This window comes from Heterorhizobium halophytocola (assembly GCF_017873095.1).
GTDB lineage: Bacteria > Pseudomonadota > Alphaproteobacteria > Rhizobiales > Rhizobiaceae > Allorhizobium > Allorhizobium halophytocola.
Window position 1 is genome coordinate 192,435 of record NZ_JAGGJU010000001.1, and the last position, 14,603, is coordinate 207,037.

At 62.5% G+C, this 14,603-nt stretch carries 12 protein-coding genes and 1 tRNA gene; 3 read left to right on the top strand and 10 right to left on the bottom strand.

Going from position 1 to position 14,603, the window contains the following annotated elements:
* Window position 1: 1 nt before the first annotated feature.
* Window positions 2-988: an N-acetyl-D-Glu racemase DgcA gene (dgcA, locus tag J2Z17_RS00940; protein WP_209941372.1), complete on the bottom strand. Its 987-nt coding sequence runs from the start codon at window positions 986-988 to the stop codon at window positions 2-4.
* 40 nt (window positions 989-1,028) lie between these two features.
* Entirely contained in the window at window positions 1,029-2,030 is a 1,002-nt protein-coding gene (gene dgcN, locus J2Z17_RS00945) for an N-acetyltransferase DgcN (protein ID WP_209941373.1), read from the bottom strand.
* A 321-nt stretch (window positions 2,031-2,351) separates the two neighbouring features.
* On the opposite strand from dgcN, the gene mnmA reads away from it, so the two are divergent.
* Window positions 2,352-3,545 carry a tRNA 2-thiouridine(34) synthase MnmA gene (mnmA, locus tag J2Z17_RS00950; protein ID WP_209941375.1) on the top strand — a complete coding sequence of 398 codons (1,194 nt, stop codon included), beginning with the start codon at window positions 2,352-2,354 and terminating at the stop codon, window positions 3,543-3,545.
* A gap of 95 nt (window positions 3,546-3,640) precedes the next feature.
* Here mnmA and J2Z17_RS00955 read toward each other — a convergent pair whose 3' ends face one another.
* Complete coding sequence (locus tag J2Z17_RS00955) at window positions 3,641-4,195, bottom strand: hypothetical protein (protein WP_209941377.1); 555 nt, start codon at window positions 4,193-4,195, stop codon at window positions 3,641-3,643.
* A gap of 326 nt (window positions 4,196-4,521) precedes the next feature.
* Here J2Z17_RS00955 and J2Z17_RS00960 point away from each other — a divergent pair.
* Window positions 4,522-4,598 (top strand) — tRNA-Met (locus tag J2Z17_RS00960).
* A gap of 279 nt (window positions 4,599-4,877) precedes the next feature.
* Here the strand turns inward: J2Z17_RS00960 and J2Z17_RS00965 are convergent.
* The 6 genes from J2Z17_RS00965 to J2Z17_RS00990 form a co-directional block, all read right to left on the bottom strand.
* Window positions 4,878-6,509 (bottom strand): toll/interleukin-1 receptor domain-containing protein, encoded by a 1,632-nt coding sequence (locus J2Z17_RS00965; protein ID WP_209941379.1) that lies wholly within the window; start codon window positions 6,507-6,509, stop codon window positions 4,878-4,880.
* A 433-nt stretch (window positions 6,510-6,942) separates the two neighbouring features.
* Window positions 6,943-8,139 (bottom strand): ABC transporter permease, encoded by a 1,197-nt coding sequence (locus J2Z17_RS00970; protein WP_209941381.1) that lies wholly within the window; start codon window positions 8,137-8,139, stop codon window positions 6,943-6,945.
* On the bottom strand, window positions 8,136-9,068 hold the full coding sequence (locus tag J2Z17_RS00975; protein WP_209941382.1) for an ABC transporter permease: 933 nt from the start codon (window positions 9,066-9,068) through the stop codon (window positions 8,136-8,138). Before J2Z17_RS00975 ends, J2Z17_RS00970 begins: the two co-directional genes overlap by 4 nt.
* A 10-nt stretch (window positions 9,069-9,078) precedes the next feature.
* Window positions 9,079-10,185, bottom strand: a complete 1,107-nt coding sequence (locus J2Z17_RS00980) for an ABC transporter ATP-binding protein (RefSeq protein ID WP_209941383.1) — start codon at window positions 10,183-10,185, stop codon at window positions 9,079-9,081.
* A 113-nt stretch (window positions 10,186-10,298) separates the two neighbouring features.
* Window positions 10,299-11,441, bottom strand: coding sequence for an extracellular solute-binding protein (locus J2Z17_RS00985; protein ID WP_209942181.1), 1,143 nt, complete (start codon window positions 11,439-11,441; stop codon window positions 10,299-10,301).
* Window positions 11,442-11,661: 220 nt separating this feature from the next.
* The gene (locus J2Z17_RS00990; RefSeq protein WP_245223788.1) at window positions 11,662-13,164 is read right to left on the bottom strand and encodes an aminotransferase-like domain-containing protein; all 1,503 of its coding nucleotides are present in this window, start codon (window positions 13,162-13,164) and stop codon (window positions 11,662-11,664) included.
* A gap of 110 nt (window positions 13,165-13,274) precedes the next feature.
* On the opposite strand from J2Z17_RS00990, the gene J2Z17_RS00995 reads away from it, so the two are divergent.
* Window positions 13,275-13,763: a thermonuclease family protein gene (locus J2Z17_RS00995; RefSeq protein ID WP_209941384.1), complete on the top strand. Its 489-nt coding sequence runs from the start codon at window positions 13,275-13,277 to the stop codon at window positions 13,761-13,763.
* A gap of 41 nt (window positions 13,764-13,804) precedes the next feature.
* Here the strand turns inward: J2Z17_RS00995 and J2Z17_RS01000 are convergent, their stop codons facing one another.
* Window positions 13,805-14,599 (bottom strand): FadR/GntR family transcriptional regulator, encoded by a 795-nt coding sequence (locus tag J2Z17_RS01000; RefSeq protein WP_209941385.1) that lies wholly within the window; start codon window positions 14,597-14,599, stop codon window positions 13,805-13,807.
* Window positions 14,600-14,603: the final 4 nt, after the last annotated feature.

Here is a 14,603-nt window from a genome sequence, read left to right on the forward strand (position 1 = left end):
CCTAGCCCCAGAGCAGGGGTGGCGGCTGGTGCATGAGCGAGCCTTCATAGGGCACCGGCTCGTCCCGGTCGCCGGCCAGCAGCAGCGGTGCGTCGAGATCGACGAATTCGGCACCCTGCCCCAGATAGAAGCCGGGCGCCATGGCAAGCGAGGTTCCGAGCATGCAGCCGACCATGATCTGGAAGCCCTGCTGACGCGCCTCGGAGACCAGAAGCAGGGCTTCGGTCAGCCCGCCGGTCTTGTCGAGCTTGACGTTGATCACGTCGTATTTGCCCTTGAGATCGGCAAGCGAGGCCCGGTCGTGACAGCTCTCGTCGGCGCAGACCGGCAGCGGCCGGTCGATCTCGGCAAGGGCTGCGTCCTTGCCCGCCGGCAGCGGCTGTTCGACCAGCGCCACGCCGAGCCGCACCAGGTTCGGCGCCAGCGCCTGGTATTGTTCGACCGTCCAGCCCTCGTTCGCATCGACGATGATGCGCGATGCCGGGGCGCCGGCCCGGACGGCCTCGATCCGCTCCAGATCACCCTCGTTGCCGAGCTTCACCTTCAACAGCGGACGATGGGCATTTTTTGTCGCCGCCGCCTTCATGCTCTCAGGCGTTCCGAGCGACAGGGTGAAGGCGGTTTCCAGCGGCGCGGGCGGTGACAATCCGGCCAGCATCGGGATCGACTGGCCGGTTTGCTTGGCCTCCAGGTCCCAGAAGGCGCAGTCGAGTGCATTGCGCGCGGCACCGGCCGGCAGCAGGCCTTGCAGCTCCGCCCGGCTGATGCCGTTGGAAAGATCGTCCCGCAGCGCCGCGATTGCCGCCGTCACGCTCTCCACCGTCTCGTCGTAACGCGCATAGGGCACGCATTCCCCCTCGCCCTTCACCCCGCCTGCGGCCAGCGTGACCCGGACCACTCGGATTTCGGTGCGCGAACCGCGCGAGATGGTGAAGGCGCCGGCGACCGGGAAACGTTCGTCGGCGATATCGAGAGAGATCGAAGGCATGTGGCAGTATCCGGTTTGAGATCAGATGAGAGAGGGCCTTTCAGAGCCCGTCCAGCGCGTCGGCCAACCGCTTGGCGCCGTGACGGAAGGGATCGACCGTCGGCAGTCCCATGCGGGCCTCGGTCTCCTCGCAGAGCTTCAGTGCCGCCTCGTCGTCCAGCGCCGAGGTGTTCAGCGATATGCCGACCACCTTGCAATCGGGATTGACGATCCGCGCCATCGACAGCGCCAGGTCCCGAAGCGCCTCCAGCGACGGCAGACGGTAATCCGGCAGGCCCCGCATATGCGGCCGCCCCGGCTCGTCGCAAAGCACCAGCGCATCCGGGTGGCCGCCATGGATCAGTGCCAGCGTCACCCCGGAATAGGAGGCATGGAACAGGCTTCCCTGCCCTTCGATCAGATCCCAGTGATCCGGCTCGTTGTCCGGCGTCAGATACTCGATCGAGCCTGCCATGAAATCGGCGATGACCGCATCGAGCGGCACGCCCTCGCCGGTGATCAGGATACCGGTCTGGCCGGTGGCGCGAAACGTCGCCTTGACGCCCTTTTCCGTCAGCGCCTTTTCCAGGCAGAGCGCGGTATACATCTTGCCGACCGAGCAGTCGGTACCGACGGCGAGCACCCGCTTGCCGGTGCGCGGCCGGCCATTGGCGATCGGATAGGCGACGCTCGGCACGCGCACGTCGTGCAACTGGCGCCCGCGCTCACGCGCCCGCTCGGCCAGTTCCGGCTCGTCGCGCAGCAGGTTGTGCAGGCCGGAGGCGATATCGAGCCCCGCCTCCAGCGCTTCGATCAGCACCGTCTTCCATGCGGGCGAGATGACGCCGCCGCGGTTGGCAACCCCGATCACCAGCGTCTTCACGCCCGCCTCGACGGCTTCGCCGATCGACAGGTCCGGCAGCCCCAGATCGGCCTTGCAGCCCGGCAAACGCAGCTGGCCGACGGCATTGTCGGGCCGCCAGTCGCGAATGCCCTGCGCCACCTTGGCCGCCAGCTTGTCCGGCGCATCGCCGAGAAAGAGAAGATAGGGACGTTCGATCATCTGCCGCTCCTTGGACGGTGCCACCCCGCGCAATATCGGGCGCAAGCCACCGCTCTGGTTTGAAATTCCGGTTCGGTCGCGCGCATACTGGCATGGCTTGGCGGCGAAATCACGGGGGGCCGGCAGACACTCCCCCGCCTTTGCCGCATCGCGCTTCTCTCCGCTGCCACGGCGAATGCCTTGCATGAACGGACGATCCTTTCTATATCGTGCGGGACAGGAACGCGGCGGCACAAGGCCGCCGGCCATGTGCAGGGCCCGGCTTCCGACATGCCCGACCCTTGAGAAGCCCGACCCGCACCCGACGAGACGATCTGCCCGATGAACACGCTGGACTTTGACAAGAGACCCGAAGATACCCGCGTAGTCGTCGCCATGTCCGGCGGCGTCGACTCCTCCGTCGTTGCCGGCCTGCTGAAGGCCGAGGGCTATGACGTGCTCGGCATCACCCTGCAGCTCTACGACCATGGCGCCGCCGTCCACCGCGCCGGCTCCTGCTGTGCCGGCCAGGATATCGACGATGCGCGCCGCGTCTGCGAAACGCTCGGCATTCCCCATTACGTGCTCGACTACGAGCAGCGCTTCCGCGACACGGTGATCAACCCGTTCATGGAAAGCTATATCGCCGGCGAGACGCCGATCCCCTGCGTTGCCTGCAACCAGACGGTCAAATTCGCCGACCTGCTGGCGACCGCGCGCGAGCTCGGTGCCGATGCGCTGGCGACCGGCCACTACATCCGCTCCAAGGCGACGCCGCTGCCCGACGATCCCGGCCACCGCGCGCTTTATCGCCCGATCGACAGCGAACGCGACCAGTCCTATTTCCTGTTTGCCACCACGCAGGAGCAGATCGACTATCTGCGCTTTCCGCTTGGAGAAATGTCGAAGGCCGAGACCCGCAAGCTGGCCGAGGACATGGGCCTCGTCGTCGCCGCCAAGCCCGACAGCCAGGACATCTGCTTCGTGCCGCAGGGCAAATATGCCGACGTGATCACCAAGCTGAAGCCGAATGCGGCGCTGGCCGGCGAGATCGTGCATCTGGATGGCCGGGTGCTCGGGCGTCATGACGGCATCCTGCATTACACGATCGGCCAGCGAAAGGGTCTGGGCGTTGCCACCGGCGAACCGCTCTACGTGATTTATCTCGACGCCCGCTCGCGCCGGGTGATCGTCGGTCCGCGCGAGGCGCTCGAAACCCACCGCGTCTATCTGCGCGACATCAACTGGATCGGCGATGCCACGATCGAGGACGAGGCGCGGGGCGGCTTTGCCTGCTTTGCCAAGGTGCGCTCCACCCGCCCCCCGACGCCTGCGACGCTTCATGCCGACGACAGCGGCATCTATGTCGATCTCGCCGATGGCGAGGCCGGCATCGCGTCGGGCCAGGCCTGCGTGCTCTATTCGGCTCCCGGCCCCGACGCCCGCGTCTATGGCGGCGGCTTCATCGACCGCTCGGAACGGGCAGCCGACGCGGAAGAAGCGCTGAAGAGCCTGCTGGCGACCGCCGCCGCGTAAACCGGCGTTCATCGCGGCGCCTCATCGGCGTGCCCTCCATTGTCCTCGCGCCGGCAGGCAGAGGAACATTGCAGGCACGCCGCATGGTCGCCTGCTCAATCCGGCCAGGTGTCGCTTATCCTCCAGCCGAGTGCGTCCGCGATCCGCCGGCGATAGAGCGTATCGGTCTGCGCCGGTGCGCGGCGGATATAGCGTTCCGTCAGAAACGCCAGCTCGCCTTTGAGCCCCTGCAGATAGGCGATCACCCGTTCGACCGAAGGTACGTCGCCCACCACACCGTGAAACTGCGCCGGAAGCGCCGTCCAGATGACGTGGTCGAGTTTGTGCCTTGCGGCAAATTCCGCCAGGTCGGAGATCCCCGGCGGCACGGGCGCGCCGACGCTCCAGGAACCGATATGCCGGTCAGCGGCATTGCCTTCGCGGCGCCGCAGGGCCTCGCGGGCGGCGGCAAGCTCCATTTTCTGCATCAGTGCCCAGTAGACCCGGATCGGCGCAGCCCCCTCCTGGATGACCAGCGTGATGCGCCCGTCATGCGACATCCGGGTAAACTCGATCCCGATCAGGGGACCGTCGTCATGCCAGGCAGGCACGATCGGCAGATCTCGCGGATCCCAGATCAGCGATCCCCAGCCGAGACAGGCAATCCGCATCTACAGTGTCTCCCGGTCCGAATGGCAGTGGTCGGCAGGAAGGCTAACCCATTGCCGGCACTGCTGTCACGCGGACATTTCCGGGTGCCGAACGCGGCGACAATGCCTGTCGCAGCTGGAGTACCGGCGCCGTCTTGTCCCGGCTGAACGGGGCGCCAAAGACAGGAAAGCCCGGCCGCTTGCGAGCCGTTCGGCGTCAATGACAAATCCCTGCCCACAAAGCCGGATTTTTGCTGCGCCCGCGCTTGACACACAACGCCACCCCGCCCTATAAGCCGCTCATCCTGACGCCGGGCGGTTCCAAAGACCTGCAATCCGGCGCGTGTGGCGGGGTAGCTCAGGTGGTTAGAGCAGCGGAATCATAATCCGCGTGTCGGGGGTTCGAGTCCCTCTCCCGCTACCAAAAATTCATAAATCGCTGTCTTCAAGAAGAGATATCAGAACACTCTATTCTGAATTGAGTTTTCTGACTTTTGGTAGAAAGTTCGAATTTTCAATTTTACAAATCGTTGCCTATGTTGTTTCGCATTGCCTTGGCATCCTGAAATCCGCGGTAGAGGCTCGCGATTTCGCAGTTGTTCGCGGGATCTGCTCCATCAGAATATTTGCGCCGCAGGCGGCACGCTGATAGCCTGACGAGACAGCGTTCAGACGGTGAGATAGTCGTTAAGATCTCGCACCCTCAAAATAGATCGGTGAGTAAATTCATTATTTTTTCTAACGTTTGCTTCAGCGTTTTCGCTGCAGTAACGGATGTTAACAAATTCCCTGCGACACCCGCGCCAATCGATACAATTACACTTCCTATGAAACCTGCAAGATCGAGCAATCCCCTACGTATTTTCGCTAGCCTTTTATTATCTGACGGCTCGCTGCTTGGCTGGGAAGAGAGGGCTTGCTCGATTGATCCAGTGAAGTACTCAGCAGTCTTTCGCGCTGGCTCTGCTAAAACATGTGCTGCTTCGACGCTCTCGAAAGCTGCTATAGCCTTCGATGTGATCATCCCTAAAAGGTCAGCGTTATAGCTATCTTGGCCAAACATTGGGACTGGTAACGATGGTGAAGAAACCGCCGATGGTTGAACAGGCTGCAAATAGGGACGAAGAGCTTCGTGCCTGTCACATAGATTTTCGATCATGTTGCGCGAGCTACCAGGCCAGCTTAGCTCGTCCCCCATTCTAAGATAGAAGCGGAGGTCTGATATGCTATCAGTTAGCGTATACCACGATGCGGGCCGCCGCCTCGCTTGGTTCAAAAAATGGTCGATGTCCAGCCTAATGGCATCGCCAAGATTGTTATCGAGACTGGTGATGGCGCGATTCGCCTTCTCTGCCAGAGTGGCCTGCGCCTCCAGACGTTGCTCAAGATCAAACTCGTCAGTTAGAAGTGGCTTGGCAGTTGGAGGTGCATCCCGAGCGGTAATGCGCCCATCCTCAATGGTGGCAGCAATCGGCGCAGCAGCCACGATTCGCTGATTGATCTCTTCAGGGGTCGGCGGATTTAACTTGTCTCGGATGGCCTGTGATAGCTTGCGATATTCTGGATGAAGCGCGGATCCATCCCAGTTCCGCAAGTCAGCATATTGAGTTTCTGAGAAGCCGTAAGGAAGAGTTACGTCATCCATAAGAACGTGCAGGAGCTTTCCGCCTTTTTGACCAACTGCAGCCTCCTCTGTCACTGCTGTCGAACGCACGCTTTCCTCTGTCCAAAACGTTACGACTGCAGCAGCTTTTTGCAGTTGCTCATCAAGAACAGATCTCCAGTCTGCGCCCGGCGGGAGATCGAAGCACCACCAGACAGGAAACCCCTCCGAAATAAAGAGCTCATGTACTGCTTCTAAACGCTCACGATCCTTCACGCTGAGTGACATTAGGATGAAAAGCGACATCGGCGAATTCGATTTATCGAACTGCCCGTCAATGTCCCAGATGAGATCAACGATACGCCTCTCAATCCGCTCGAGCGCGTCGCCGATAGTCCGCTTCGTCTGATGTGTTGTCGATTCACGTAACGGCTGATACCGCCTTGCCAAACGCAGCGATCCAACCTCCACCCTGAACGTCTTCATACGAAACAGCGCTGCGGCGTCTCCTATCTCATTGGCCAATAGCTTAGCTTCTACCTGACCAATGCGGCCTCCCATTTCAAAGAGGTCACCAATCATTTCTCGCGTAAGCTCGGCTAGATTTTCAGGCGTTACAGGGCTCGAAATTGATCCGTAGCTTGCCTCGTTCAAAACATCTACGAGTTCTAAAATTTGGTTTGAGATACCATTTATTTTACGCACTAAGGGTTGTTCGTTCGGGTCCTGCATATGACATATCGCTTTTGCAGCGCAGTAAATCTGCGAAATTACTCTCGAATCTTTATAGACTTACTTGCGCCCATCGCAATCAATGATGCGACGGCCGATCACACTCACGCAACCAAACCACACATTTTTATTTAAAGAAATAGAGGATCAACAGGTTTTATAATGAAGAGACCTCGCACATATTGAAGGCTGATAGTTTTGCTTGCTCTGGATAGAAATATTGGCTTGTTGGCCTGATCCCGGCTTCGGAGACAGTGAATTAGTGTGTTTTGAATGAAAATGGAGCGACAGAAGGCGGCGAAGCAAGTTCAGCCGCGACTACAAGCCTAAGGCGGTGAGGTTGTCGCGAGAATGCGGGCCCACTTTGTCACACTGACACGACCATCCGGCGTGCCGAAGAAGACGCGCCGCCGCCCCTCCTACCCGCCCCCTCTCAGTCCCCGCCCTTCAAATTATCCGGCGAAAACGCGCTGCCGAAGGGCGAGGCCGGCTTTGCGGGCGCGGCGGGCGCCAGGGTTGCCGGCGCGAGATTGCCGGGGGCGAAGGCGCCGGTGTTGGCGGCGGGGGCGTTGGCGGCTGGAGGTTTTTCGGCAGGTGCGGACGGGGTTGCGGGGCGCTGCTCGTCCTGCAGCTCCTGCTGGTAGGCGCGCTTCATCTCTTCGACATGGGCGATGCAAGCGCTGGAATCATAGGTCTTCACCCAGATGAAGGCGGCGGCGCAGCAGCCGAGCACCAGCGCGGTGATCGTGGCCGGGTGCCGGACGAGGCGGACGAAGGCACGTTCGGTCGTCCCTATCACGGCCGGCCTTGCCGCCCGTGCCTGGCTTCGCTTCCAGGTCTCGAACAGGATGGCGCCGACCAGCGTGAAGCCGACGATGATGACGGCGACCGCCGAGATCGACGGGTCGAGGCCGTAGCGCACCTTCTGCGAGAGCACAGTGGTGAAGGTGGCATCGGCAACGATGGTGAAGACCGTGGTGTTGTAGTTTTCCATCGAAGCAAGGAAGGCAAGCACGGCCGCCGACAGGATTGCCGGCGTCATGAAGGGCAGCAGCACCTTGACGAAGGCCTGGGTCTGGGTGGCGCCCATGTCGAGGGCGGCCTCCGTTAGCGTCGGATCGAAGCGCTGCAGCCGCGACAGGAAGATCAGCATGGAATAGGCGGAGATGAAGGTGACCTGTCCGATGATCGTCAGGAACATGCCGTCATAGAACAGCGAATTGTAGCCGGCATTAAAAAAGGTGCCGAGCCGGTCCCAGAAGATCAGCGTCGACAGGCCGATGACGACACCCGGCATCAAGATCGGCGCGATGAAGATCGCATACAGGATGGAGCGCAGATGCGGTCCGACCTGGCTCAACACCATGGCCGCCGCAAGCCCGATCGGCACGGCGACGACCATGACGCCAAGACCGATGATGAAGGAGGTGCCGAGGCCGGTCAAAAGCTTTTCGTCGGATGCCAGCTTGTGGAACCAGTCGGCCGTCAGGCAGTCCCAGGGCGAGATGCGGGGAAAGCCGGAGGAGTTGAAGGCTGTGACGATCATCACCAGCAGCGGGCCAAACAGATAGAGGAAGAATAGTGTGAGGTAGAAGGCGCCGGTCGGCCCGAAGGATCGTTGTGCGCTCATCGACCGATCTCCGCGATCGAGACCTTGAAGACGCGCATGACCAGCAGCACGAAGCTGATGCAGAGGATCAGCAGGATCACCGCATAGGCCGAACCGCGCGGCCAGTTGCCGCCGCTGTTGAACCACTGGTAGACGATCTGGGTGAACCAGAGGCTCGAAGGACCGCCGAGGATCTGCGGGGCTGCCAGCGCGCCGGCCGTCAGCATGAAGACCATGGTCGCGCCCGAGGCGATGCCCGGCTTGGCATAGGGAATGACGACGCGGCGATGCACCTGCCACCAGCTGGCCCCCATGTCGCGGGCGGCCTCGATCTGGTTGCGGTCGAGGCTCTCGATCGCGTTGTAGAGCGGGAAGATCATCAGCAGGATGTAGGCATAGGCAAGCCCCGCATAGAGCGCGACATTCTCCCCGATGAAATCGATCGGCGTATCCCAGATGCCGATCCCCATGCCGAGGCTGTTGATCACGCCGGTGGCGCCGAACAGGATGCGGAAGGCGAAGGCGCGCAGGATCTCGTTCACCCAATAGGGCACGATGAGGGCCAGGATCAGCAGCCGCTTGGTGCCGCCATCGGCCGACTGCGCCAGCAGGAAGGCGACGGGATAGCAGATCAGCAGATCGAGGATGGTGACGAACACCGCAGCAACCAGCGTCTTGAGCAGGACGGCGATATCGAGCACATTGTAGCTGCTGCCGCCCATCTCGTTGCCGAGCGCGAAATACCGGTACTGTTCCAGCGTGTAGACATCCTCCGGACCGCCGATCTTCGGCGGTGGAAGGTTATGGCGGAAGGAAAAGTCGAACATGGTGAGCTGCGGCAGCACCACCAGCACGAAGATCCAGATCGTTACCGCGGTCAGCAGGTAGATGGCGACCGGCAGGCCGTTGCGGCTGGCAAAGCCCGAGAAGAAACCGGTGATCTTGCCCATCCCGGCCTCCTCAGACGCTGGCCAGATGGCCGACGGGAAGCGCCGTCGCCAGCTCCGGCGCGAACGCGATCGACACCGCGCCGCCCGGAACGGAGGGCTGTCCGCCGCCGTTGCCCTGCCCCTGCCCGACCTGCGTCACCCGCAGGTCCCGCTCGCCGCAGCGGACGATCAGATGGCGCACCTGCCCCTCGAACTCCTCGCGCACCACGGCGGCGTCGAAGCGGTTGACGCTGTCGCCGGGCCCGAGAGCAATGCTTTCGGGACGGACGAAGACGTGACATGCCTCGCCGACCTTCAGCTTCGCCCCGCGGCCAACCGCCGCCACGACGGCAGGCGTGCCGAGACCGAGATCGACGGTCAGGCGTGTGCCGTCATTTTCCAGCACCGTGCCGGAGAGCGCGTTGTTTTCGCCGACGAAACTGGCGACGAAACCGGTGGCCGGATGGTCGTAGACGGTTCTGGATTCGGCCACCTGTTCGATCCGCCCGCGGCTCATCACCGCGACCCGGTCCGACATGGTCAGCGCCTCGCCCTGGTCGTGGGTGATGTAGATGAAGGTGAGGCCGACCTGCTGCTGGATGGCACGCAGTTCGCGGCGCATATGCTGGCGAAGCTTCAGATCGAGCGCCGAAAGCGGTTCGTCGAGCAGCAGGATGTCGGGTTCGACGGCCAGCGCGCGGGCGATCGCCACGCGCTGACGCTGGCCGCCGGAGAGCGCACTCACCTTCTTGTCGCCCTGCCCCGGCAGCGCAATGAGTTCGAGCAATTCGTCGGCGCGCTTGCGCCGCGTCTTGCGGTCGATGCCGCGAACCTCGAGCGGAAAGGCGATGTTGTCGGCGACCGACATCAGCGGGAAGAGTGCCAGATTCTGGAAGATCAGCGCGGTCGGGCGCTTGTTCGGCCCGATTCCCCGCATGTTCTTGCCGCCGATGCGGATCTCGCCCCAGCTGGGTTCCTGAAAGCCGGAGATGCAGCGCAGCAGCGTGGTCTTGCCGCAGCCCGAGGGCCCAAGAAACGAGAAGAACTCGCCCCCATGAATGGTCAGATGGGCGTCATCGACGGCGGTATAGTCACCGAAACTCACCGAGACATGGTCAAGCGTGATGTCTTTGGTCATCCAACACTCCAGGAAACCGAAAGCGGTCGTGATCGGGCGCGGACATCGTCCGGCCGGAGGCTGCCTCGGACTTCCCCGGCACCGTCATGCGGCCGCCGGGGAAGCATGAAGCATCAGGCCGAGACGAACTTGTTGGTGAACTCGGTGCGGGCGTCGGCATACCATTGCGGCTCCGCCGGCCAGGGGTTGAGCTTGGCCAGCGCATCGCCCGGATAGGCTTCGGCGAAGTTCTTGGAATAGGCCTCACCGGCGAATTTTTCGGCCCCGATGACCGGCGAATTGTAGCCGTGGTGATCGATGGCTTCGCCGGCATATTCCGGATTGAACGCGTATTTCAGGAATTCGTAGATCTGGTCGGTGTTTTCCGCACCGGTCGGCAAGGCCATGCCGTCGACCCAGGCGAGAGCGCCTTCCACGGGTGCGGCATAGGTTACCGGCTCGCCGGCGGTCTTCAGCGCCAGCGGCGGCCCGTCCCAGGTCTGGCCGACGATGACGCCCTCGTTCATCAACCCGTTCTTCTGGCTGTCGGCGTCGTTCCAGATCAGCTTGATGTTCTTCTTGCGGGCAATGCACCAGTCGGTGATCTTGGTCCAGATCGGCTGCATGGCTTCGGGGGACTCGTAGGCCTTCCAGACCGAGCCCGGCTCCAGCTCGCCGAACGTTTCCATGTAGAGGCCGGCGCCGAGCAACATGGAATGGCCGCGGCCCATGGTCTTGCCGGCGTTCTCATCCTTCCAGACATCGCCATAGCTCGGCTGTGCGCCCTCAGGCTTGAACTTGTCGGTCCGCCAGCCGATGCCCTCGGTGCCCCAGATATGCGGCACCCAGTAGATGTCGCCATCGGTAAAGGCCCAGTCGGTCGAGCCGATCTTCGCCATCGCCGGGTTGAGCTTGTCGATATCGACCTTCGACATGTCGAAGGGCTGGAGGATTTCGAGCGGCTTCCACTGCAGCGAGCGGTTATTGGTCGGCGAGACGATGTCGAAGCCGCGACCCTTGGTCGCCTTCATCTTGTTGATGATTTCCTCGTTGGAGCCGATGCCGGTGTAGTTCACCTTGATGCCGGTGCCGTCCTGAAAGGTCTTCAGGAAGCTTTCCGGCAGATAGTCGGACCACATGAGAATGTTGATCTCGCCCGAGGAGGCGAGCGCCCTGGAGCTGATGACGGCCGGCATGGCGAGTGCGGTAGCCGCCAGGGCGCCGCCCTTCAGCACCTGACGCCGGCTGATGCCAGCCTTTACGATGGTATCGGTCATGGAAGTTCCCCTTTTGGCTTTTACGGCCTTTTCAATTCTTTAGCGGGACTGGAGGAGAAGCTTTCAATGCCGCCCCGATCTATCCCGCACTGCAAAATAAAGGACAGGAACATCCGGCGGCATAGAGCCAAGGCCGGCTTTCTATGGTGCCAGTCCCCGATCTGGCACCCTCAGCCCAAAGCATGGGCAATCCATGCGCCAGCCTCCCTGCCCGCACGCCCTATCCATGGCCGGGGATGAGTTCGCCCAGCAGCGTCAGTCCCTGCTCGATCCTGCGGTCCGCAATTGCGGTGAAGCCGAGCCTGAAGGTGCGAAGGCCGGCTTCGGGATCGTCGAAAAAGATGTCGCCGGCCTCGATCAGCACGCCTCTTTCGCGGGCAGAGTGCACAAGCTGGCGGCTGTCGAGACCGGCCGGCCCCTCGATCCAGAAGCTCTTGCCGCCCGGATCGCGGCGCCATCGACATGTCGGCAGCAGCAAGGGCAGCCGATCGACAATCATCTGGGCGCGCCTTCTGAGGATCGCGCCGGTCTGCTGCAGATGAAGACGGTAATGGCCGAGCGCGATGAAGGTCGCGAGCACCCGCTGGTTGTTGGTCGGCGGATGGCGCAGCAGCATGCGCCTGAGCACCCGCAATTCGTCGATCACCGGCCGGGGGGCCACGATGTAGCCGATGCGCAGGCCGGGCGCGAGTGCCTTGGAAAAACTGCCGACATAGATCACCCGGCCGGTTTCATCGAGGCTCTTCAGACACGGCGTCTCGGGCTCGCCATCCAGCATCAGATCGGCCTCGTAGTCGTCCTCGACCAGGATGACCTTGTCGCGGTCCGCTGCCGCAAGCAGTGCCCTGCGTCGGTCGAGCGGCATGACGGCGGTGGTCGGGCATTGGTGGCCGACGGTCAGGAAGGCGATATCGCAGCGGGAAAACACCGGGTCCGGCAAGACCCCGTGCCTGTCCATGGACAGAAGCCGGGTATCGTCCGTCGCAAGCCGCACCATGTTGCGCATGTCGGGATAGCCCGGATTCTCGATGCCGACGGCCGTCTGCCGGCCGACGAAAAGCTGCACCAGCATGGAAAGCGCCTGCTGCGAACCGATGGTGACGATCACCTCGCCAGGATCTGCAAATATGCCGCGCTTGGGCAGCACCTGCACGCGCAATTGCTCGACAAGATCCGGATCGTCATCGTCGATCTGGTCGCCGGCCCAGCCATTGATCTCCTTGACGCTCGAGGTTGCCCGGATCGCCTCGCGCCAGTTGTTGGTCGGGAAAATGCCGGGATCGAACTGGCCGAACAGGAAGGGATAGGGATAGTCGAACCAGTCGCGCGGCTTGTCGATCTGGCGCAACGCCGAGGGGCGGACGGCAAAGGCAGGCGTCCATTCGTCGGCACTGGTTTTCACCGTTTCCAGGCTCGGCAAGCTGTGCGGCCGCCCGCTCGCGACGAAAATGCCGCTGCGTTCGCGCGACACCAGAAACCCCTCGTCGATCAGCAGCTGATAGGCGGCCGTGACCGTGTTGCGGGCAACCCCCAACAGGCTCGCCAGTTGCCGGCTCGGCGGCAGGCGGGTGCGTTCCGTCAGCGTCCCGGTTTCGATCCCGTACACGATGGTACGACGGATCTGGATGCTCAGCCCCTGGCCGTCGCGATCGAGTTCGGCAAACAGCCGTTGCCAGACGATATCGGGATGCGCACGCGGCGCCATGATCCTTTGAAAGTTCATGACTATTCCGAAGCAAGAAACGCGCCAGACCCCGCAAGGGCTCGGTCTTGTGATGTGCGGTTGCTTCGGTCTTGGCGCCTCGCCTCCTTTTCGCCAGACGAATCAGACTGATGGCCGGCCTGCCCTGCAACCGGACGACGCCATCCCTCATGCTGAACCTGCCCCTCCCCGGACTATTCGCTGCTCTGCTCTTCGCCATCGCCGCCAGTCCCGCGCAGGCCATCGACCTTTGCGATGGCGGAGACCGGGCGGCGCGCAAGGTCACCTGCCTCGTCGATGGCGATACAGGCTGGGAAAAGGGAAAGAAGTGGCGGATGACGGGCATCGACACACCTGAGACCTTTCATCCCGAATGCCCCCGGGAAAAGCAGATCGGCATGGCCGCGACGAAGCGGCTGCAGGTTTTGATGAGCCGTGGCTATACGCTGAAGGACGAGGGCAAGAAGGGCTACTATCACCGCGAACTGGTCAGCGTGATACTGGCGGACCGACGCGACGCCGGTGAGGTGCTGATCAGGGAAGGACTGGCCCAGCCCTGGCCGAACAAAGGTAACATCTGGTGCGATGGCCGCGGCGGGGGTTCCAGCGGGGGCAGCTGAGCGGCGGACTGTGCTGTAACAGTTCCACCGGCTGGTGGGGCCTATCCAGCCTCCGGCTTGCCGTTCTTCTCCACCAGCACCGCACGCTCCAGCATGAAGCGTTCCGCCTCGCCCATATGCTCGCGCATCAATTGCCGGGCGCGCTCCTTGTCGCCGGCCTTCAGCGCCTTCAACAGCCGAACCTGGTAGTTGATACCGCTTTCCCGCATCCACCAGGGCGTCGGCTCCAGATAGATCGCCCGGCATTCGGTCTTGTCGCGCAACAGGCTGAGCAGGAAAGTACAGACGAAGCCGAGCAGGCGGTTGCGGCTCATCCGCGCCAGACCGGTGTGGAAGTCGAGTTCGGCCAGCCGCTGGCGATATTCGTCGGCCGCCGATGTCGGTTCGTCCTCGTAGAGATGGATCTGTGCCTGCAGCTGCACCAGCTGTGCCGGCGTCAGCTCTCCCGCCAGATCGGCGACGATCTCGGGCTCCAGCAGTTTGCGCAGGGCATAGATGTCGGAAATCGAAGGGGCATCCGAGAGGAAGAAATTGTCGAGCAGGCGGATCGCGTCGTCAGCCGAGACCTGGGACACGAAGATGCCGCCGCCCGGTCCGGTCTTGGAGCTCACCAATCCCTGGAACTCCAGCACCTTCAGCGCTTCCCGACAGGTGCCGCGCGAGACGCCGAGCTTTTCCGGCGAGATCCAGTCGGCCGGCACCCGGTCGCCGGTCTTCAGGCCGGTGGTAACGATCGCTTCGCGGATCTGGTCGGCGAGGATATCGGGCCGCTTGCGACGCCTGGCCAGAACGGCCGGCGGCGCATCGAGGATCTCGGCCTCGCGCTCTTGCTTCATGGAT

Coding starts and splice junctions, on each gene's coding strand:
- mnmA (WP_209941375.1), top strand. CDS start 2,352: ATGAACACGCTGGACTTTGACAAGAGACCCGAAGATACCCGCGTAGTC.
- dgcA (WP_209941372.1), bottom strand. CDS start 988: ATGCCTTCGATCTCTCTCGATATCGCCGACGAACGTTTCCCGGTCGCC.
- J2Z17_RS01000 (WP_209941385.1), bottom strand. CDS start 14,599: ATGAAGCAAGAGCGCGAGGCCGAGATCCTCGATGCGCCGCCGGCCGTT.
- J2Z17_RS00970 (WP_209941381.1), bottom strand. CDS start 8,139: ATGAGCGCACAACGATCCTTCGGGCCGACCGGCGCCTTCTACCTCACA.
- J2Z17_RS00975 (WP_209941382.1), bottom strand. CDS start 9,068: ATGGGCAAGATCACCGGTTTCTTCTCGGGCTTTGCCAGCCGCAACGGC.
- J2Z17_RS00980 (WP_209941383.1), bottom strand. CDS start 10,185: ATGACCAAAGACATCACGCTTGACCATGTCTCGGTGAGTTTCGGTGAC.
- J2Z17_RS00995 (WP_209941384.1), top strand. CDS start 13,275: ATGGCCGGCCTGCCCTGCAACCGGACGACGCCATCCCTCATGCTGAAC.
- J2Z17_RS00955 (WP_209941377.1), bottom strand. CDS start 4,195: ATGCGGATTGCCTGTCTCGGCTGGGGATCGCTGATCTGGGATCCGCGA.
- dgcN (WP_209941373.1), bottom strand. CDS start 2,030: ATGATCGAACGTCCCTATCTTCTCTTTCTCGGCGATGCGCCGGACAAG.
- J2Z17_RS00985 (WP_209942181.1), bottom strand. CDS start 11,441: ATGACCGATACCATCGTAAAGGCTGGCATCAGCCGGCGTCAGGTGCTG.
- J2Z17_RS00965 (WP_209941379.1), bottom strand. CDS start 6,509: ATGCAGGACCCGAACGAACAACCCTTAGTGCGTAAAATAAATGGTATC.
- J2Z17_RS00990 (WP_245223788.1), bottom strand. CDS start 13,164: ATGAACTTTCAAAGGATCATGGCGCCGCGTGCGCATCCCGATATCGTC.